The organism is Zunongwangia mangrovi, assembly GCF_900112105.1.
GTDB lineage: Bacteria > Bacteroidota > Bacteroidia > Flavobacteriales > Flavobacteriaceae > Zunongwangia > Zunongwangia mangrovi.
Window position 1 is genome coordinate 177330 of record NZ_FOKV01000008.1, and the last position, 21120, is coordinate 198449.

14 protein-coding genes are annotated in these 21120 nt (G+C 36.1%); 9 read left to right on the forward strand and 5 right to left on the reverse strand.

The window, feature by feature from the left end; genetic code table 11:
- Positions 1–31: 31 nt before the first annotated feature.
- Positions 32–733 (reverse strand): arylesterase, encoded by a 702-nt coding sequence (locus BM201_RS15480; RefSeq protein ID WP_092544229.1) that lies wholly within the window; start codon positions 731–733, stop codon positions 32–34.
- 115 nt (positions 734–848) lie between these two features.
- Here BM201_RS15480 and BM201_RS15485 point away from each other — a divergent pair, with 115 nt between their 5' ends.
- The gene (locus BM201_RS15485; protein ID WP_092544231.1) at positions 849–1535 is read left to right on the forward strand and encodes an ABC transporter ATP-binding protein; all 687 of its coding nucleotides are present in this window, start codon (positions 849–851) and stop codon (positions 1533–1535) included.
- 1 nt (position 1536) lies between these two features.
- Positions 1537–4083 (forward strand): ABC transporter permease, encoded by a 2547-nt coding sequence (locus BM201_RS15490; protein ID WP_175487064.1) that lies wholly within the window; start codon positions 1537–1539, stop codon positions 4081–4083.
- Positions 4084–4142: 59 nt separating this feature from the next.
- Here the strand turns inward: BM201_RS15490 and BM201_RS15495 are convergent, their stop codons facing one another.
- Positions 4143–5249, reverse strand: a complete 1107-nt coding sequence (locus BM201_RS15495) for a hypothetical protein (RefSeq protein ID WP_139219256.1) — start codon at positions 5247–5249, stop codon at positions 4143–4145.
- A 200-nt stretch (positions 5250–5449) separates the two neighbouring features.
- On the opposite strand from BM201_RS15495, the gene BM201_RS15500 reads away from it, so the two are divergent.
- Entirely contained in the window at positions 5450–7720 is a 2271-nt protein-coding gene (locus tag BM201_RS15500; protein WP_092544235.1) for a serine hydrolase domain-containing protein, read from the forward strand.
- Positions 7721–7989: 269 nt separating this feature from the next.
- Positions 7990–8163, forward strand: a complete 174-nt coding sequence (locus BM201_RS18160) for a hypothetical protein (protein ID WP_175487065.1) — start codon at positions 7990–7992, stop codon at positions 8161–8163.
- Here BM201_RS18160 and BM201_RS15505 read toward each other — a convergent pair.
- The gene (locus BM201_RS15505; RefSeq protein ID WP_092544237.1) at positions 8160–9308 is read right to left on the reverse strand and encodes an MFS transporter; all 1149 of its coding nucleotides are present in this window, start codon (positions 9306–9308) and stop codon (positions 8160–8162) included. The genes BM201_RS18160 and BM201_RS15505 overlap by 4 nt on opposite strands.
- A gap of 333 nt (positions 9309–9641) precedes the next feature.
- Between BM201_RS15505 and BM201_RS15510 the strand changes: the two genes are divergently transcribed.
- Positions 9642–13997 carry a CusA/CzcA family heavy metal efflux RND transporter gene (locus tag BM201_RS15510; protein ID WP_092544239.1) on the forward strand — a complete coding sequence of 1452 codons (4356 nt, stop codon included), beginning with the start codon at positions 9642–9644 and terminating at the stop codon, positions 13995–13997.
- A gap of 4 nt (positions 13998–14001) precedes the next feature.
- Entirely contained in the window at positions 14002–15153 is a 1152-nt protein-coding gene (locus BM201_RS15515; RefSeq protein ID WP_092544241.1) for an efflux RND transporter periplasmic adaptor subunit, read from the forward strand.
- Between the two features lie 101 nt (positions 15154–15254).
- Here the strand turns inward: BM201_RS15515 and BM201_RS15520 are convergent, their stop codons facing one another.
- A complete protein-coding gene (locus tag BM201_RS15520; protein ID WP_092544243.1) occupies positions 15255–16631 on the reverse strand; it encodes a sensor histidine kinase in 1377 nt (458 codons plus the stop codon).
- Positions 16628–17296 (reverse strand): response regulator transcription factor, encoded by a 669-nt coding sequence (locus tag BM201_RS15525; protein ID WP_084843495.1) that lies wholly within the window; start codon positions 17294–17296, stop codon positions 16628–16630. Before BM201_RS15525 ends, BM201_RS15520 begins: the two co-directional genes overlap by 4 nt.
- Before the next feature lie 317 nt (positions 17297–17613).
- Between BM201_RS15525 and BM201_RS15530 the strand changes: the two genes are divergently transcribed.
- From BM201_RS15530 to BM201_RS15540, 3 genes are all read left to right on the forward strand, one after another.
- Complete coding sequence (locus tag BM201_RS15530) at positions 17614–17895, forward strand: hypothetical protein (protein ID WP_092544245.1); 282 nt, start codon at positions 17614–17616, stop codon at positions 17893–17895.
- Positions 17896–17898: 3 nt separating this feature from the next.
- Positions 17899–19257: an oxygen-independent coproporphyrinogen III oxidase gene (hemN, locus tag BM201_RS15535; protein WP_092544247.1), complete on the forward strand. Its 1359-nt coding sequence runs from the start codon at positions 17899–17901 to the stop codon at positions 19255–19257.
- A 210-nt stretch (positions 19258–19467) separates the two neighbouring features.
- Positions 19468–20217, forward strand: coding sequence for a ZIP family metal transporter (locus BM201_RS15540; protein WP_092544249.1), 750 nt, complete (start codon positions 19468–19470; stop codon positions 20215–20217).
- Positions 20218–21120: the final 903 nt, after the last annotated feature.

The following is a 21120-nucleotide window of genomic DNA, read 5'->3' on the forward strand; positions in this document are numbered from 1 at the left end:
TGCCAACTGAGACGGCTCACTGAATACTGAATCACTGAACATCATATTTCAAGACTTCCCAAACATTATTGGCTAAAATTTGTTGTCCTTCAGCGGTGGGATGGATTCCGTCTTGCTGATTTAATTTTGAATCACCGGCAACGCCTTCTAACAAAAATGGAATAAGTTCTAAATCATATTCCTTTGCAAGTTCTGGGAAAAGGGAACGGAATTCAGACGTGTATTCTTCGCCCATGTTTGGTGGAATTTGCATTCCTGCGAGAATGATCTTTACTTCAGGATTTTTCTCTCTGGCGATCTTAATGATCTCTTCTAAATTACTTCTGGTTTCATCTAAAGAAACGCCACGTAAACCATCATTCGCACCGAGTTCGATAACCAAAATATCTACATTTTGTTTAAAAACCCAATCCAATCTATTTAAACCGCTCGCCGTGGTTTCCCCACTTAAACCTGCGTTTACCACACTATAATCCATTCCCAACGAATCCATTTTTTTCTCAATTAAAGCCGGATAAGCTTCAGCGGTATCCAAACCTAAACCTGCCGTTAAACTGGTTCCAAAAAATAAAACTACCGGAATCTCTTCTGTTGTATTCTCAGCTGAAACCTGCTCTTCCACAGCATTTTCTTCCGAAGAAGAATTAGATTGCTTTTCTTCATTCTTGCAAGAATTCAAAAAAACAAGGCAAAAAATCGCTAATATCAGGTTACTAAGATTTGTTATTTTCATGATCAATTTTATTTCAGAAAAGAAATTTAAACAAGTTTAAGGGATAAATCTCAGAAGGTCTTAAAATCATTTCTTAATTTGTATGTTTTAGACCCAAATTCTTTCTAAACCCACAATGACAAAGATATTAAACGTTACCCAACTGGAGAAAAGCTACGATAGCGGAAGCAAAAAATTACAGATTTTAAACGATATTAATTTTGAGGTTGAAGCCAAAGAAACCTTTGCGATTGTTGGCCCTTCGGGAAGCGGAAAAACTACGTTGTTAGGGCTTTGCGCCGGTTTAGACCAGATCGATAATGGCGATATCGAATTATGCGGAACGAAACTGAGTTCCCTTTCTGAAGATGAACTTGCTTTACTTCGGAATCAAAAAGTCGGCTTCGTTTTTCAGAATTTCCAGTTATTACCTACGCTTACCGCTTTAGAAAATGTGGCAGTTCCACTAGAATTACAAGGAAATAAAACAGCAACAGAAAAAGCAAAATCTCTGCTGAAAAAAGTGGGATTAGATCACCGAATGCATCATTATCCTTCGCAACTTTCGGGTGGTGAACAGCAGCGTGTGGCTTTGGCACGAGCATTTTCTAACGATCCTGAAATTCTTTTTGCAGATGAGCCTACCGGAAATCTTGATGCTGAAACCGGGGAAAAAGTGATTCAGCTTTTATTTGAATTAAATGCTGAATTAGGCACCACGCTCGTCATCGTAACCCACGATATGGAATTGGCTAAAATGACGCAGCATATTTTGGAGATCAAAGGCGGTAAAATAATATCAGATCAAAAAACCGGGATTTAAAATGCAGCAAATAAACACCACAAAACCGGGATTTTCATGGCTGCTAAAAATGGCCTGGAGAGATGGGAAAGCCAGCAAACGTAAGCTTTTGCTTTTTATGGCTTCGATCGTTTTAGGAATTGCCGCGGTGGTTTCTATTCAGTCTTTTGGAGAAAATTTACAGGATAATATTGCGCTACAATCTAAATCTTTGATGGGCGCCGATTATACCATTGATATGAATCACCCGCCAAGTGAACGGGTAACCGAAATTATGGATTCGCTGGGCATCGATTCTCGTGAAATTAGTTTTGCCTCGATGGCGGCTTTTCCCAATAAAACGGGGACAAAGTTTGTAAGCGTTCGCGGTATCGATGGCGGTTTTCCGTTTTATGGAGAATTTGAAACTACTCCAAAATCTGCCGGCATAGATTACCAAAATCAAAACGGAGCTTTGGTAGATGCCACGGTGATGCTTCAGTTAGATCTTAGTGTTGGCGATAGTATTAAAATTGGTGAAATTACGCTACCTATTTTAGGTAAATTAACTCAGGCTCCCGGTAGCTCTTCGCTTTTTGGGGCCATTGCGCCACCGGTAATTATTCCGTATAAATTCATTGAGCAAACGGGACTTATACAAACCGGAAGCCGAATTAATTACAACTACTATTTTGTAGCCGATAAAAATACCGATCTTAAACTTTTAGACGAAAAAATCGATCCTCAGTTAGATAAAGAAGATGCCGATTTAGATACACATTTATCTACCAGCGAACGATTGGGAAGACGTTATGAGAACTTCGGAAAATTCCTGAATCTTGTTGCCTTTATCGCATTATTATTGGGTTGTGTTGGGATTGCCAGTGCCATAAATATTTACATCAAAGAAAAATTAAAGTCGGTTGCCGTACTAAAATGTCTTGGCGCTTCACGAAAACAAAGCTTTTTGATCTTTTTAATTCAGGTCGCTTTTATAGGTTTATTAAGCGGAATTTTAGGAAGTGTTTTGGGAGTGATCTTACAGTACGCATTTCCGGTAATTTTAGAAGGATTACTTCCGGTTGAAATTGCTTTATCCATTTCAGGGCGAGTTATTTTTGCAGGGATCATTTTGGGCGTTTTAATGTCGGTTTTATTCGCCTTGTATCCGCTAGTAGGAACACTTTATGTATCGCCGCTTCAGGTATTACGGGTTCAAGAAAATACAGGCTCAAAATCACGAAAAGCGCTTTTAGGAATTTCAGTATTAATTATTTTATTTTTATTTCTGTTCTCGTTTTGGCTGCTTAGAAACTGGCAATATTCGCTATCCTTTATTGGTGGTGTTTTAGTCACGTTTGCGATTTTAGCCGGTGTGGCTAAAGTGTTTATGAATCTAATTAGGAAGTTTTTCCCAGATTCGTGGAGTTTTGTTTCAAGACAATCACTTCGGAATTTGTTTAGACCACAAAATCAGACTTTAATTTTAATCCTTGCCATTGGGATTGGTACTTTTTTGATAAGCACACTTTATTTCAGCAAAGACCTTTTACTCGCGCAGGCCACTTTAGAAAATAACAATACCAGCGCAAATATGATCCTGCTGGATGTGCAAACCAACCAGACAAAAAATATTGCTGAAACTATAGAATCTCAGGATCTACCGGTCTTAGAAGACATCCCAATCGTTACCATGCGCGTGCAAAATATTAATGGCCGCAGTGTAAACGAGATTAGAGAGGACACTACTTCTACGATAAATGGCTGGATTTTGAGTCATGAGTTTAGAGTGACCTATCGCGATTCTTTAATTGCTTCGGAAAGTATCGAAAATGGCGAATGGATTCCGGAAAGCGAAAATACAGCGCTAATTCCAATTTCGGTGAGCACCAATTTTGCTGAAGATGCCAAGGTAAAAGTTGGCGATAAAGTTACTTTTAATGTTCAGGGCGTGTTGATGAATACTGAAATTGCCAGCACTCGTTTAGTGGATTGGGGAAGAATGCAAACTAATTTTTCGATCGTTTTTCCAAAAGGAATTTTAGAACAGGCACCACAATTTCACGTGATGACCACGCAGGTTCCAGATGCTAAAAAATCAGCTGAAATTCAGCAAATATTAGTCAGCAATTATCCAAACGTTTCGATCTTAGATCTTCGCCAGGTGCTAAGCATCATCGAAGGCTTGCTCGATAAAATAGGATGGATCATTAATTTTATGGCATTTTTTAGTATTCTTACGGGAATCATCGTTTTACTGGGTGCCGTTAGAACCAGCAAATATCAGCGAATCAATGAAAGTGTATTGCTGCGAACCATTGGTGCAAAAAGCAACCAAATCCTTGAAATCGCAGCTTTAGAATATATTTATTTAGGTGTTTTGGGAAGTTTAAGCGGAATTTTACTCTCACTAATTAGCAGTTTGCTTTTAGCCTGGTTGGCTTTTGAAACGACCTTTATCCCATCCTGGGTTCCGTTTGGAATTTTATTCCCGGGAATCACTTTACTGGTTTTAATTATAGGATTGGCGAATAGCCGAAGCGTTATTAAAAATCCGCCATTACAGGTATTGAGAAGAGAAAGTATTTAAATTGAAAAGCTTCGAATCTTAGTTCAGAATCGAAGCTTTTTAAATATTTTCGACAAAAGCTATTCTTCTACTTCGCTTAACTCGACATTTGTTTGGTAATAATAGTCAGTTTCCCAAATCCCTTTTTTAGAAAAGCGAGCGCCACTACTGGAATCTCTATAAGTAACTTTGTAAGGAACTTCAAAATGATACTTATTTAAAGAATAATTGATAGCGTAAGTAGCTTGCGGTGGTATATTGAAAGTAAAATTTTCAGAAGACTCAAAATTTGTTGTCCACTCAAAAGCTTCTTTATAATTCACTTCATGACGCGATCCTGTATCTATTGTTGCTTCCTCATTATCAAATAGAATTTCAGGAAGTCTAGTTTGAAAACTATCATTTTCAAGTTCAACTGAGATTTGTTGATTATTTTCAGCAAAAGAAGCGGTAAAACTTTTAGGAAATTTCCCTTCATCTGGATCTGAAAATTCCATTATCTCCTCGCTTGAATTTGTGATCGTATCGCTATTTACCATTATCCACTCGCTGTTAGTAACTTCACCCTCATCTACCAAAAATTCTATATCATAAATCTCAAAATTTCCTCTAGGTATAATCTGAAATTGTTGATTTTCAGCATCATTTTTTGCAGATAAAAAAACAGAACTTTCAGCACTTTCAAGAACAAAATTGCTGTTGTTTTCGCCTAAATTCGCATTTTGAATCAACGAATAATTTTCATTTTTACTGGGTAAAATTCGCCAAAATTGTGTGTTCTGAAATTGATTATTTTCTTCTTCAAAAAATACAACAGGCTGCAAAATATCACTATTCTCGCCTACTCCTATTTCTCTCACATCGGGAACTGAAATTAAAGTAAAAGAATCCTCATCATACGCTGAATTAGACAAACCAAAAGCAAAACGATCGTCAGTTTCAGTAAAATCTTTTAAAATTAAGGTATTTTGTTGATCTGAAAGACTTAAAAATTTTCCTGAAGCTACAGATTTCACATAAAACGGAATTCCGGTGAAATCATGCCAGTCTTCAGCATTATAATCTTGCGGCGCTTCCAGATCGTTCACAAAATAATCTGAAGGCACTTCAGCAAATCGGATTTCATCATCTTCAGAACAGGAAATTAAACAGAAAAAGAAAAGAATGAGTACATAAAACTTATTCATATAGAAATACATTTTGATAGATAAAAAAATAACGGTAAAGTCTATAGAAAATTATCGAAACTTAGGATGAATTCTCCAAAAAGTATTTAAATTGAATAAAATTGTAACCAATTTTATATTAGCTCGTCGTATAATAAATAAGAGCATTAAAATCCATAATTTCAGCTCTTAGAATTAAACAGCATCAAAAACCATCAATCATGCAAAAACATTATTTATTATTTTTTTCCTTTTTTATTCTGAATTTAATTCCCGTCTGTGCGCAGGAAAAACTGAAACCAAATCAACCAATTTCAGGAACATTAAAAACTGCAGAAAGCGCTGAATCCTTTACTATAGCATTAGATTCGGCTTACTTTGTTTATGGCAAGATCGAACAGGAAACCGTAGATGGCGTTGTAAAGTTATATTCCGCAGAAGATAAATTAGTAGAAGAATTTGATAAAACCGGAAAAGGGCCAGATTACTTCAGTTTTGTAACCAGCAAAAAAGGAGATTACCGGCTGGAAGTGGTTCCGTTTAAGAAAGACTCCGGAAACTTCAGCATAGAAATTTTAACAGCAGAACCTTTGGCAAAATCACCTGAAGGTAAAGTAGACCAACTATTAATTGGATATTCTGGTGATCATCCAGGCGCTGAAGTTTTGGTTCTCAAAAAAGGAAAAGTACTTTTAGAAAAGGCCTACGGAATGGCCAATCTTAGCTATGATATTCCGTTTAAAACCAATACACCAACCAATATTGGTTCTACCACAAAACAATTTACCGCGATGGCGATCATGCTGTTGCAGCAACAGGGAAAATTAAATATCGACGATGATATTAGAAAATATATCCCAGAATTACCCGAATTTGAGCATAAAGTAACTTTGCGAAATTTCTTAACGCACACCAACGGATATCGTGAATATCTAAATCTTTTTTCGCTTACCGGAAGCGATCTTACGCTGCCAATTAGCGAGGAGCAAATTATTAGAAGTATCCAAAATCAGCCAAAATTGCAAAACGAACCGGGAACTAAATTCAATTATAATAATACCGGCTTTATTTTATTGAGTCTTGTGGTCGAAAAAGTTACCGATACGCCTTTCCCAGATTGGATGAAAGAAAATGTCTTTAAACCGTTGAATATGAATAATACTCGCGTTAGAGCTTCTAACGATGAAATTATTCCCAATCGTGCTGCCGGGTATAAAATTGGCGAATCTGGTGCTTATGTAGAAGTTGAAGATTTGCAATATTCACGTGGTGCAGGCGGAATTTACACTACCCTACCCGATCTAAAAAACTGGGTCGAAAACTTCAAATCTCACCAATTAGGTGGCGAAGAAATTTTTAAGGCAATGACGACGCCTTTTGTTTTAAAAAATGGAGATACGCTAGATTATGGATTTGGATTATTTATCGATGAATTTCAGGATAAAAAGCGAATTCAGCATGGTGGCGCAGATAACGCGCATCGATCGATGTTAATGTACTTACCAGAATTTGATGCAGCGGTGATCACTCAAAGTAATAATGCGTCTTTTAATAGTGCTTTAATGGCGAATAAAATTGCCAATATTTATTTTGAAGAAGAATTCGATTCATCTAAAAAAGCTGAAGATGGCAAATATGATCTTGCAAAATTTGAAAAACTGCTAGGTGAATATGCTTTAGATGAGGCACCAGATTTTATTATGAATTTTATGAAGAAAGATGATAAAATCACAGTTCAAGCTACTAATCAGCCAGAAATAGAACTTATTGCAGAATCTGATTCGGTTTTTAAAATTAAAGGAATTAACGCACGTGTAAAGTTTGATCTAGACGAAGAAGGAAATGCGAAAACCTTAACCTTAATGCAGAATGGAAATCATACGGCGACCAGAATTTCTTCGGAAAAATCCTCTGAAGATTTTGTGTATGAAACATCGAAATTCGAAAAACTTTTGGGTAAATATGCTTTAGAGGAAATGAAATCTTTTGTGATGACTTTTATGAAAGATGAAGACCGAATTTATGCGCAGGCTACCGGACAACCAGAATTTGACTTAATGGCCGAATCTGATTCGCTTTTCAAGATTAAAGGCGTTAATGCCCGGATAAAATTTCATCTTAACGAAAACGGATCGGCAGATTCGCTAACGCTAATTCAAAATGGCTTGCATATAGCCAAGAAAATAGAAACTTCAGAAAAAGTAGAACTCGATATTTTCACCGGAAGTTTTTACAGCAGTGAGATTGAAACCGTTTATGAAATTGAAATGAAAGACGAACATCTAGAAATTTCGAGCTTTTTATTTCCTGAAAATTTAGAATTAGAATATACTACTGAAGATACTTTTGCCACGGGTTATCCAGTGCAATCCATAAAATTTATACGTAACAGTAAAAATGAAATTATAGGATTTGAAGTAGATAATGGCAGAACCAGCGGAGTAAGATTCGATAAAATGAACAAGGATTTTTTAATTCAGAAATCTGAATAATAAATGACTGATTAGTTTGATTAAAGGGGGAATATTCCCCTTTTTTCTATTCTTAAAAATTCCTTAAATTTATAATCATCTAAATCTATTGAACCCAATAACCAACTAACCATGAAAAATATTACCAAAAGAGACCTGAAATTTTTATTGCTAGGATTTTTCTGTTATTTCTCGCTAAATGTTTTTTTAGACTGGAATGAAAACACAGAAGCTTTTTTAGAAGGCTATAACGAAGGTAAAGCCCACTTTCTGAAAGCGGACGATTAAATATGAGAGCTTTTGTAAAAAATAACATCTCTATCTTAAGCCTTAGTTTTCTGCTTTTGCTTTACTTAACGCTAATGTTATTCAATTTTAATGACGAAAAGCGCAAAAGCTTTTTACATGGAAACATTTCTGCCAGTCCTAAGATGATCGAAACAGAAATTGCTAGTCAGGATTAACTATTCTGCACTTTTGCCTGTCTTTTAAAGAACTTTCTGGAAATGGGGAAAAGCATTAATCCGGCGATAAGAAACAATAAAAAAGCAATCTTTAAACCGAGTAATTCGGCTAAATAACCAACTAATGGCGGTCCTAGTAGCATTCCCGTTACACTGTATGTTGTTACGATAGAAATTGCCATTCCAGGGCTATATTTTGGTGATTCTCCTGCAAGGCCCATCGTCATTGGCATTACTGCTGCAATCCCTAAACCAACTACGCTAAAACCAATTAAAGCCGGCCAGAAATAAGGAAATAAAACCACCGTTAAAACGCCAAAAACAACCATTAAAGAACTAACAATATACGTTCTTGGCATCCCTATTTTTTCTACCACCAAATCTGAACAGAAACGAGAAATCGCCATAAAAACCATAAAAGTTAGATAGCCAAGCGTAAAGATCTCTTCTCCAACCACTTCTTTAAAATACACTCCGCTCCAGTCGAACATCCCGCCTTCGCACAAAGACGCGAAAAAAACCATTAGCCCTAAGATGAAAATATAGCCATCTGGTTTTCCTAATTTTAATTTGCTACCGCCGGTAGTTTTATCGCCACTAAGTAAAAAACCAAAACTACTACCAATACAGACTAAACTTACGGTCGCAACTACACTTAAATGAATAGGCATTTCTACACCAAATTTCACCATAAAAGTCGACAAAGCCACGCCAATGATCCCTCCACAACTCCATGCAGCGTGAAAAGAACCTATGATCTTCCGAAGGAAAGATTTTTGTAAACTTATCGATTGAGTATTCATCGAGATGTTCATTATTCGCATCGCAAAAGCAAAAAAGAACATACTCAGCATTAAAGTATAAATATTGGTAGACCAGCCAATCCCAGCTAAAGACATAGAAATAAGAACGATCCCAGCAAAAAGCGGACTACGACTGTCGAATTTTGATACCAGCCAGCCAGAAATAGGTAAACCCACAATATTTCCAAAAGGCATTACTAAAAGCAGGCTTCCTAACTCGGCTTCACTTAGATCGTATAATTCTTTTACTGACGGAATTCTGGAAGCCCAGGTAGAAAATGAAATTCCACTTATAAAAAAACAAATACTTAATGCGATGCGTTGTTTGTGTCTAGCTTCCATCTTAAAAACAAAAACACAAATATCAACATTTAGAATCAATTATGATGATCTAAAAAGCTCATATTGCTTAATAATGAAACTTTTTAAAGTTTCTGATTTATAATGACTTGTAAGATTCCTCAAAAAAGTCTTATTTATTGCCATTCTAAATTAATAAAATAAGCTTCCTAAAATATTTTATTTGCGATTTTGTAAAGAAATGAATTCTATTTTATCGATTTATCATAAAAGTAGATTCTTAAACTTTTTAAAAATCTTCTTAAGGGAATCTTAAGAATTGCCTTAGTTTTTTCTAAGGGCAAATTACCAAATTGCGCCTAAAATTGTTAGAAAATGCTTCAAAACATTATTAGGTTTAGTTTACAAAACAAGATCCTGGTAGGAATTTTTACCGTGATTCTTATTGGAGTGGGGATATACTCACTTAGCAATATTCCCATTGGGGCGGTACCCGATATTACCAATAATCAGGTTCAGGTAATTACCACTTCCCAAAATCTTTCTACTCAGGATATGGAACGCTATATCACTTATCCAATTGAGTTAGAAATGGCGAATTTGCCGGGCGTAAAAGAAATTAGATCGGTTTCTAAATTCGGACTTTCAGTTGTTACCATAGTTTTCGACGAATCTTTGGGAACTTATTTGCCTCGCCAGCTTATTTCAGAAAAAATTAATGCTGCTAAAGAAAGTATTCCTGAAGGTTTTGGATCTCCCGTGATGGGACCAATTTCTACCGGACTTGGGGAAATATATCAATATACCTTAGAAACCGAGCCTGGTTACGAAGATCAATATGATGCGACAGAACTAAGAAGTATCCAGGATTGGATCGTAAAAAGAGAACTCTCTGGTATCGATGGGGTTGTAGAAATTAATACCTGGGGTGGCTTTTTAAAACAATACGAAGTTGCCATCAATTCGGCTAAACTTAGCTCTTTGGATATTGGGATTTCAGATATTCTAAGCGCGCTACAGGCTAATAACAGCATTTCTGGTGGTGGATATATAGAGAAAAACGATCAGGTTTTCTTTATTCGTGGCGATGGTAAAATCGATTCTTTAGAAAAGATTAGAAACACCGTAGTTACCGTTAAAGGCAGTACCCCAATCTACGTAAAAGATATTGCGCAGGTAGATTTTGGCCACGCACCCCGATATGGCGCCATTACTGGAAATGGCGAAGGAGAAAAAGTTTTGGGACAAATCATGATGCTAAAAGGTGCTAATTCCCAAAAAGTGATTAATTCGGTTAAAGAGCGAGTTGCTGAAATTGAATCGAATTTACCCGAAGGTGTAAAAATCAATCCCTTTTTAGATCGAAGTGAACTAATAGGAAAAACCACTTTTACTATTACAGAAAACCTGGTTTTAGGCTTTATCATCGTGATTTTTGTGGTAGTGGTTATTCTAGGAGATATTCGCTCTGGAATTATCGTAGCATCGGTAATTCCACTTTGTTTGCTGTTTACCCTTACAATGATGTACATTTTTAAAATCGATGCTAACTTAATGAGTTTGGGAGCTATCGATTTTGGAATTATTATAGATGGTGCCGTGATTATCGTAGAGTATTGTGCTTTCGAGATCACCCAACGTTTTAGAAAATACGACAAGCTTAATAAAGAAGAAGTTCATAATCTTAATGACCAAGCCACTTTTGTTAGTGCTTCTAAGATGATGGGATCTGCCATTTTTGGCCAGGTGATTATCCTTATTGTTTTCTTACCAATACTTTCACTTACCAATGTAGAAGGTAAAATGTTTAGACCAATGGCGCTTGCCTTTAGTTTTGCGATTATTGGGGCTATAATTTTATGTTTAACCTACGTGCCGGTAGCTTCAGCATTATTCCTAAAACCTAAGAAAAAGGAAACCAGCTCACTTTCCTTTAGAGTGTTGGAAAAAGTTAGAAACAGCTACGCAAAATTCATGAATCGTTTATTCAATTTCAGAAAAACAGTTATTGCGGGGGCTTTGGTGTTACTGGCTATTGCCGTTTATATTTTCTCTGGCCTGGGTGGCGAATTTATTCCGCAGTTAGATGAAGGAGATTTTGTGATACAACCGGTATTTAAAACAGGGACATCCCTATCTGCCACGATAAATAAAACCACACAAATGGAACAGATTTTACTGGATAAATTTCCTGAAGTAAAACAAGTGGTTAGCCGTATTGGTGCTGCTGAAGTTCCTACAGATCCTATGTCTATGGAAGAAAGTGATGTGATTATCGCACTAAAAGACAAAAGTGAATGGACAACGGTAGAAACCAAAGACGAGCTTGCAGCTAAAATTAAAGAAGAACTGGCTGTTATTCCCGGGATGGAACTGGAATTTACGCAACCTATAGAAATGCGTTTTAACGAATTAATTACCGGGGTAAGAGCAGATATTGCGATTAAAATATTTGGGCAAAATCTGGATATTCTAAGCAGTAAGGCAAACCGAATTAAAAGTTTGATCGAAGATGTGCCCGGTGCTTCAGATATTACTGTTGAAAAGATCGTTGGCTTACCGCAGATCACTGTCGATTATAACCGAGCGAAATTATCGAAATATGGAATCGATATTCAGGATGTAAATGAAGTACTGAGTATGGGATTCTCAGGAACATCTGTAGGAACCGTTTTTGAAGGTGAGCGTAGTTTCGACCTGGTAATGCGCTTATCTGAAAATCAACGAAGAGACATTGGTAATTTAAATAATCTCTATATCGATACGCCAACCGCTGGTAAAATTCCGCTTCGTGAAGTTGCAGATATCAGCGTACAAAATGGTGCCGCAAAAATTTCCAGAGATGATACCAAAAGAAGAATTGTGGTAGGCGTGAATGTTAGAAATCGTGACTTAAAATCTGTTGTAAGTGATATTCAAAAGATTGTTGATGAAAATATCAGTTTGCCTCCTGGTTACACCATCGATTATGGTGGGCAGTTTGAAAACCTGGAGAGTGCTTCAAAACGTTTACAAATTGCAATTCCAATTGCACTGATTCTAATTTTCATCCTTTTATTCTTTGCTTTCCACGATTTGCGTGAAGTTTTAATGATCTACTCTGCGATCCCATTTGCAACGATTGGCGGAATCTTATTTTTATGGTTTAGAGGAATGCCTTTTAGTATTTCAGCCGGAGTTGGATTTATTGCTTTATTCGGAATTGCTGTATTAAACGGAATTGTATTGATCGAACATTACAAAGAAATGTCTGAAGGTGGTGCAAAATTAACTTCAGCAGATATCATTAACGGAGCTAAAGATCGATTAAGAGCTGTTTTACTTACTGCACTATCTGCCGCTTTAGGATTCCTACCTATGGCAATATCGAATAATGCAGGAGCTGAAGTTCAGCGGCCATTAGCAACTGTCGTAATCGGCGGATTAATCACTTCTACCCTGCTTACCTTGGTGGTTTTACCTATTATTTATTCGCTATTTCATAAAGAGAAAAAAACCGAAGAAGAGGGTGAGAAGAAACTTAGGGTTCAGCCTTTATCAATCATTATTTTCTTCGCTATGCTTTCAATCCCTGCAATGGGACAAAGTCAACAAAAAGATCCTGTAATTATCAACAATATTAACGAATTACAGCAACTGGCTTCAGAAAATAATCTGGGGATCAAAGCCGATTCTTTAGAGATCTTAAACAAGCAAAATCTGGTTAGCACCGCTTTTAATTTAGAGAAAACATCGGTCTATTATAATTACGATGAAAGTAATGTTTTTAATAATCTTCCGCTAAAGACCTGGGGCGTTTCGCAGGATTTTGATTTCCCCGGAGTTTATTTTAAACAGCGCAAAAAGTTAAAGAATCAGGCAGAATTGCAAGAGCAGTTTTTTGATCTTCGCAAGACGATTTTGGATAAAAAACTGGCACAATTATATTACGAATATCAAAAGCTTATTGCCCAGGAAAATCTTTATACCAATCTGGATAGCCTTTATGATAATTTTGCGCATGCCGCGAGCCGAAAATTTGAATTGGGAGAATCTAATTATCTCGAAAAGATCACCGCACAGGCAAAACAGCAGGAAATTCAGAAGAATTTCAGGCAAATTACCTATCAAAAAGAGATTATTTCAGGAAAAATAAACGCACTCGTGCAAAGCGAAGATTCTATCCTAATCGCCGAGTCGCCCATTCCTAAACTCAGCTTAATAAATTTTGAAGAGCATAAACAGCAAATAAAAAATTACTATCAAAAAGAGGCCAATATTAGCCATAATATTACCAGTATTGAAAAACAAAAAATACTGCCCGGCTTTAATTTGGAATATTTTACCGGAAGCAATAATAACACCAGTGGCCAGGTTTATGGTTATCAGGTAGGTCTTAAAATTCCGCTGTTCTTTTCCTCATATAATTCACAGATAAAAGCTGCAAAAATAAATGAGAAAGTGGCCGATGCGCAGCTTCAGGATAAGATCGTTTTATTGGAAAATGAGATCGAAACTCTGCATAATCGACTAAAAATGTTTGCCAGCGATCTTGAATATTACGAGGATTTTGGTTTAAAACAAGCCGACGAGATCATTAAAGTTGCGCTTAGAAGTTACCAGGAAGGAGAAATAGACTTCTTCAATTATATCCAAAGTATGGAAAGTGCCATTAGTATTAAACTTTCTTACCTGGAAAAACTAAACGAATATAACAATACTATTATTAGCCTAAACAATTTAAGCCTATAACCCCATGAATAAAATTAGCATCTTATCGATATTCATTTTTGCCAGCATTTTGGTTGGTTGTAAAAATGAAAGCACAGAAGAAACAGAAACGAATGCTGAAAATACAGCCAAAAACGCTTCTGAGAATATGATTTCGCTAACCAAAACACAGTTTGCCAATGGTCGCATGAAATTCTCTAAAATTACTGAAGAAAGTGTTCCTGAAGTTATCCATGCCACCGGAAGTGTAGATGTTCCGCCAGAAAATAAATTGACCATTTCTAGTTATATTGATGGATATATTGCTAAAGTTCCGTTTTTAATTGGCGATCGTGTAAAAGCAGGGCAACTTATTGCCAGTATAGAATCTACTGCCGCCATCGATCTTCAAAAAGATTATCTGGACGCAATGAATCGCCTGGATTATTTAAAAAGTGAATACCAAAGACAGCAGAAATTATTTGAAGAAAAAATTACGGCCGAGAAAAATTATCTGCGTGCAAAAAGTGAATACCAAAGTGAAGCTTCTAAAGTTGCAGCTTTAGAAAAACAAATGGGTCTACTTAATATTTCTGTTGCCAGTGTAAAAAAAGGTAATATAACCTCGAATATTAATATTTATTCGCCAATCGATGGTGAAATTACCATGATTAATACCAGCCGAGGTAAACACGTGCAACCTTCAGACGAGATTATTCAGGTGGTAAATTTTGATCATTTACATATGGAATTAGATCTTTTTGAGAAAGATTTATTCAATATTAAAAAAGGTCAGGATGTTTATGCATTTTTACCAGATCATCCTGCAGATACGCTTAAATCTGAAATTCATTTGGTAGGAAAAGCGATTAATCCAGATTCAAGAACTATAAAAATTCATGCTCATTTTAAAGAAAATGAAGACTTGGATAATTTGGCAATTGGTACATTTTTAGAAGCTGAAATTAATACCGGCGTACAAAAAGCTTTTATTATTCCTTCTGAAAGTATTGTTGAAGTAGATGGTAAAAGCTACATTTTAGTGCTGCAGGATACCAAAGGTGACCATTACCAATTAAAAATCACTGAAGTTACCACCGGAAAAACCTATCAGGACAAAACGGTAATTAATAATGCCGGGCAATTAGACCAAAACAAGCAAATCTTAAGCAAAGGTGCTTTCGAGTTGATTCAATAATTTCGAGCTTAGAATAGAAACAAAATGCCTGGCAGAATCTAATTGCCAGGCTTTTTTTATAGTTGATATTCGTTATTTTGTTTCGTGATTTTAAGTTCGATCTAAAAATATATTGTGAAGATCGTGCCTTTACCCTTCACGCTATTTACTTCTACTTTTGCGCCAATGACCTGTGCAGCTTTTTGTACTATAGAAAGTCCTAAACCAGTACCTTTAATGTCTTTATGATCTAAACCTTCAGACCGAAAAAATGGATTGAAAATTTTACCAATATCGGCTTCTTTAATTCCTATTCCCTCGTCAATCACTTTTATTAAAGCCCTGGAGTTCTTCAGCCTTAGCTCGATGATTAATTTTGAATCTGGATAGGCGTATTTTATAGCATTTTCAACAACATTATTCAGGATAGCATAACCATAGTAATAATGCACCAAAAATTCGTTAACATCTTCAGCATCAAGAACCAGTTGAATATTTTTTTGTTTCAGTTTTAAGCTATGTTCGTTAAGTACCTCATCAATAAGGGAAATAATTTCGACTTGACGGGCATTCTCTAATTTTTGATTTTCATCGTTTCTAGCTAAAAATAAAAGTTGCTCGATAATAAGACTCATCCTGTCGATCTCATCCAGGCTGTAGTTAATCTTATTTTCGTAATCTTCCCTGGTTCTTTCCTTTCTAATTAGAACTTCTAAAGTTCCTCTAATCGAAGAAATAGGTGTTCTTAGCTCGTGTGATGCATCACTGGTAAACTGGCGTTCTCGCTCAATGGCCTGCTCTACCCGATCTAAAAGGCTGTTTATAGACAGTGATAGCTCATAAAGTTCGTCCTGATTTTCGGGTAAACTTACTCGCTCGTTAAGATGATCCCGACTAATAAGATTAGTGGTCTGCGTAATTTCCTGAATTGGTTTTATACTTCGTCCCGCTAGTAATCTCGAAATAAAAAATAAGCCAATTAAAATAAGCGGGTAACACAAAAGAAGAATCCACGCTAAACCTGTAATTACGTCCTGCGAACCTTCAAAAGACATGGCCGTGATAATGTAACCATAAACTTTACCATCCATTTTTACAGGTACTTGGATTTGCCTTATAAGTTCGTCCTCTAAATATGCATTGTAATGCTCGTTATCTTCTTTTTCTTTATAAAATGGTAATCGATATTCTTTAAGATTGGGCGATTTATCGGTAATAATTTCACCGGTGCTATCCATAATCTGAACAAATACAGGGTTTACCTGTACCTGATTATGCTCACGTTCTTCCCATTCGGCTTTATCCCAAAAAACCGGTTTTCCTTTTTCTAAGGTAGTTTCCTGCAAGTGCATGGTTGCTTCGTAGTGCAAATCATTATCTAATTGCTGGTAAACGGTTTGTTTTACCAAAATAAAAACAACCAAAAAAGCGAAAGCCACGATCAAAGCAGTGGCTAGCATATAATAAAAAGCAATACGATCTTTAAAACTTAGCTTCATAATTCTTTAGCGATATAGCCAACTCCTCTTACCGTTTGGATGTAGTTTTCGTCTTGATCTAAATTAAGTTTACGACGCAAGGCATTAATGTAAACATCGATCACCCCCGTATTATAACTAAAATTAATATCCCATACTTTTTCGATAATCTTGGTTCGCGTGCACACACGCTCTTTGTTTCTAATTAAATATTCGAGTAAGGCAAACTCTTTAAGTGTAAGACTAACTTCTTTACCATCTTTAAAAGCTTGGTGTGTAACTGTATTAAGCTCTATGGGACCTAAGGTAAAAATGGTATGATCTCCAGATTTTGGGCGTAACTGTACTTTAATGCGCTCTAGCAGTTCTTCAAAATGAAAAGGTTTTTTTATATAATCGTTGGCACCGCTTTGTAAACCAAATATAGTTTCGTCAACAGTATCTTTAGCCGTTAAAAAGATTACCGGGGTTTCTTTATCATCTTTTCTAAACTGCCGGCAAATTTCAATACCGCTTAAACCAGGGAGCATCCAATCTAAAAGTAAAAGATCGTATTTAGAGGTAAGTGCCATTTCTAAACCTTCTTTACCATTATCTGAAATATCAACAATGAAGGATTCTTCTTCTAAGCCCTGTTTTAAAAATCCAGATATGCCAGTCTCGTCTTCTACAATTAGAATTCTCATAATACAAAATTGCTATTTCTCTTTTAAATAGTCTTTAGATTCTCCTTAAGATTGGCTTAAAATGAGGTATTACTTCTTTCTAAAACCTGTAACTGCAATGTAATCAATATTCGACATTTTTTATCTCTATTTTTCACTACAGCTTTTTAAACCTTCATTCACTCTTCTTAAGGAAAAGGCTGACTGTCTTTCCGGCAATTTCAATAATGAAAAAATTTTCTAAAAAAATTTCAGAAAAAATATCCAAACTGACAATTATCATATTTTACGAAGAGCTTCTAAGGTAATTTTGGTGTATAATTAAAAATCCTCGAGTTATGACACTTTATGCAAAATTAAACAAAGAATTTAGCCACAATTTTTTAGGTTATTCAGCTTTAGCAATGATCGTTTCTACCTGTTTAGGTGGGATCGCAATTATGACCACTTTAATGCATGGCCACGACGCATTACAAATGTTTCTGGTTTTTATTAGTGTTGCTATTTGTAGCGCCCATAATGCATCGATTTTAACAGTGCAAAAACCTAGTATTGTTTTTCACTTATTTACCTCTAGTGTTTTAATTAACACCTTACTAATTATAGGAAATAGCATATAGATCATGCAATCGCTGGTAAATAAATATAATGTAGCCGGTCCAAGGTACACAAGCTATCCAACCGTGCCGTATTGGGATGATGTTTCTTTTTCATTAAAAGAGTGGAAAGAATGTTTAAAGAAAAGTTATGTAGAAAGTAAGCACAACGGTATAAGCCTCTACATCCATCTCCCATATTGTGAAAGTATGTGTACCTTTTGCGGCTGCAATAAAAGGATTACCAAAAATCATCTGGTAGAAATTCCATACATCAAATCCCTTCTTATAGAATGGGATTTGTACGTTTCTTTATTTGAAGAAAAGCCAAAGATCTCTGAATTACATATTGGTGGCGGCACCCCTACTTTTTTCTCTTCGGAAAATTTACAACTACTTATTGAAGGTTTATTTAAAGATCCTAACGAGCGTGCTGAAGCAAAACTAAGTTTTGAAGGTCATCCTAACAACACCACTCACAAACACCTTGAAGTTTTAGCTAATCTTGGCTTTACACGAGTAAGTTTTGGGGTACAGGATTATAACTTAAAAGTTCAGCAAGCGATAAACAGAATTCAGCCTTTCGAAAATGTACAAAAAGTAACAACCCTTGCAAGACAGGCAGGCTACACCTCGATAGGTCACGATATTATTTTTGGATTACCTTTTCAGACCACGGCAGATATAGAAAATACCATAAACCTAACTAAAAAGCTTAGGCCCGAGCGTATTGCATTCTACAGCTATGCACATGTGCCATGGATAAAAGGAAATGGGCAGCGCGGTTTTAAAGACGAAGATCTACCTTCTGCGGAAGAAAAAAAGGCGCAATTCGAATTAGGTAAACAGCTATTACTAGATGCAGGTTATATCGAAATTGGTATGGATCACTTTGCCCTGCCAGAAGATGAACTAGCTAAAAGTCTACACCAAAAAACGATCCATAGAAACTTTATGGGTTATACCACGACAACAACGAAGTTAATGGTAGGATTGGGAGTTTCTGCCATTGGAGATTCCTGGTATGCTTTTGGGCAAAATGTAAAAAGTATTGAAGAATATAAAAGTTTGGTTGAAGGTGGAATTTTCCCGATCTATCGTGGACATATTTTAAGTCCTGAAGATCTAATAATTCGCCGCCATATTCTAAACCTTATGTGTAAACTGGAAACCAGTTGGGAAGATGAAAGTTTGCAGTTTACAGAATTACCAGATGTGATTATAAAACTATCTGAAATGCAAGAAGACGGATTATTAAAGATCCTCGATAATAAAATTGAGATTACAGAAAAAGGTAGAGCCTTTGTTCGCAATGTTTGCATGGCATTCGATCTTAGGCTTCAACGCAAAAAACCTGATACTAAACTATTTTCCATGACAATTTAAATTCTGTCTTCTTTAAACCAGGGGCTTTCTTTTAACGCTCTTAACCTTATCCATAAGATTTCGGGGATTTTCTGACTGGAAGGTAAGATATCGTTATGGGAAGCCTCTTTTTTATTGCTATTATTTCTGAATTTAAACATTCAAACTTCTATTTTTCTTTCCTGCCGCTCCTTCCATTTTCATTACTTTTATAAAAAAAGGAAGTAAAAAATGCCAATTTGGATACAAGCCGGTCTTTGGGGACTATTTACAGGAAGTGCTTTAATCGTAGGATCTGTTTTTGGATATTTTTTTAATCTGAAACAAAAAGTAATCGCCATCATTATGGGATTTGGAGCCGGAGTTTTAATCTCGGCTTTGTCTTTTGAATTGATGGAAGAAGCCTTTGAAGAAAGCGGATTATTACCCAGTTCAATTGGATTTTTAAGCGGAGCATTAATCTACTATTTCGCCAACAAGTTCTTAGAAAAAAGTGGCGCAAAACATCGAAAACGATCTCAGCAGCAGCAACCTTCTGAAGACGAACAGGAAGGAAGCGGAATCGCCATAGCTTTAGGCGCACTTTTAGATGGTATTCCTGAATCGATCGCCATAGGAATAAGCATGCTTGAAGGTGGTGCGGTAAGTATTGCCACAGTGATCGCTATTTATATTTCGAATTTACCCGAAGGTTTATCCAGCTCTGCCGGAATGAAAAAAGCAGGACGTTCTAAACTTTTTATCTTCGGAATTTGGTTGGGTATCGCTATCCTTTCTTCGCTAGCTTCAATTTTAGGCTACTCCTTATTTAGTCAGCTTTCTCCTGCAATTAATGGTGCAACACTCGCTATAGCAGCCGGAGCGATTCTAAATATGATCTCTTCTACCATGATTCCTGAAGCGTTCGAAAAAAGTCATAGCATCACTGGCTTAATGTGCGTTTTGGGCTTTTTAAGCTCGTTTTTATTGTCACACTTTTGAGTGAGCAGTTGGCAGTGATCAATTAACAATAAACAGAAATTAATTATCAATAGACAGTGGGCAGTCGCAGTTGGTAGTGAGCAATAAAAAGTTTATGTCACTTCGAGTGGCAAATTTTGAAGTGTAACGGAGAAATTTGTTTTATTGAGAAGTCATTTTCAAAACAGTGAACAGTCCCAGTTTGCAGTCCATAAGTTCTCGATACAATTTTGAGTTCGCTGACGCTACGTCAGAATCACTAGAATTGGAAATTCATCATAAGTTCAAAAGAGATCTCTCCGCAAGGCCTGCCTGCCGGCGAGGCAGGGTCGAGATGACATAAAACCTTTACACATTCTAAATTCAGCATTCAGCATTCAAAATTCGACATTCCTAGTCTATATTCTAATATCTAAAAGCGAAGTGGTCTCATGGCTAAATTCTAACAGCGCAACGAAATGGAGAAATCTGAATCTCAATTTGAAGTGAACAGTCCCAGTTTGCAGTTTATAAGTTCTCGATACAATTTTAATTCCGCTTTTGCTACATCAAAATCACTCCTTTAGACTTATATTGTTATTTGAGAGCAGTATTACTAAGAAAAGAGAGCGGAACTTGGGTACACTATTTTCACTCAGAACATAAAGTTCAAAGTTCGATTCAGACCTAAGCTCAGACTTTCATCAACAATCTCTAATAGAAATTCGGGATACAAGCCCATTATCAAGGAGTTGAGTTATTGATAAAATCCTTCTTATCTGGAAAGCTTTACAAAGTTATGAAAAGTATTTATGTAGGTATCGACATCAGTAAAAACACTTTGGACTTTTGTGTTAGATCTCCCAGTGGGGGCAACCTTTCACAAGATTGGTAACAAAGTTAAAAGTATTCGAAAGCTACTGCAAAGCATAGCTAAGTTAGATG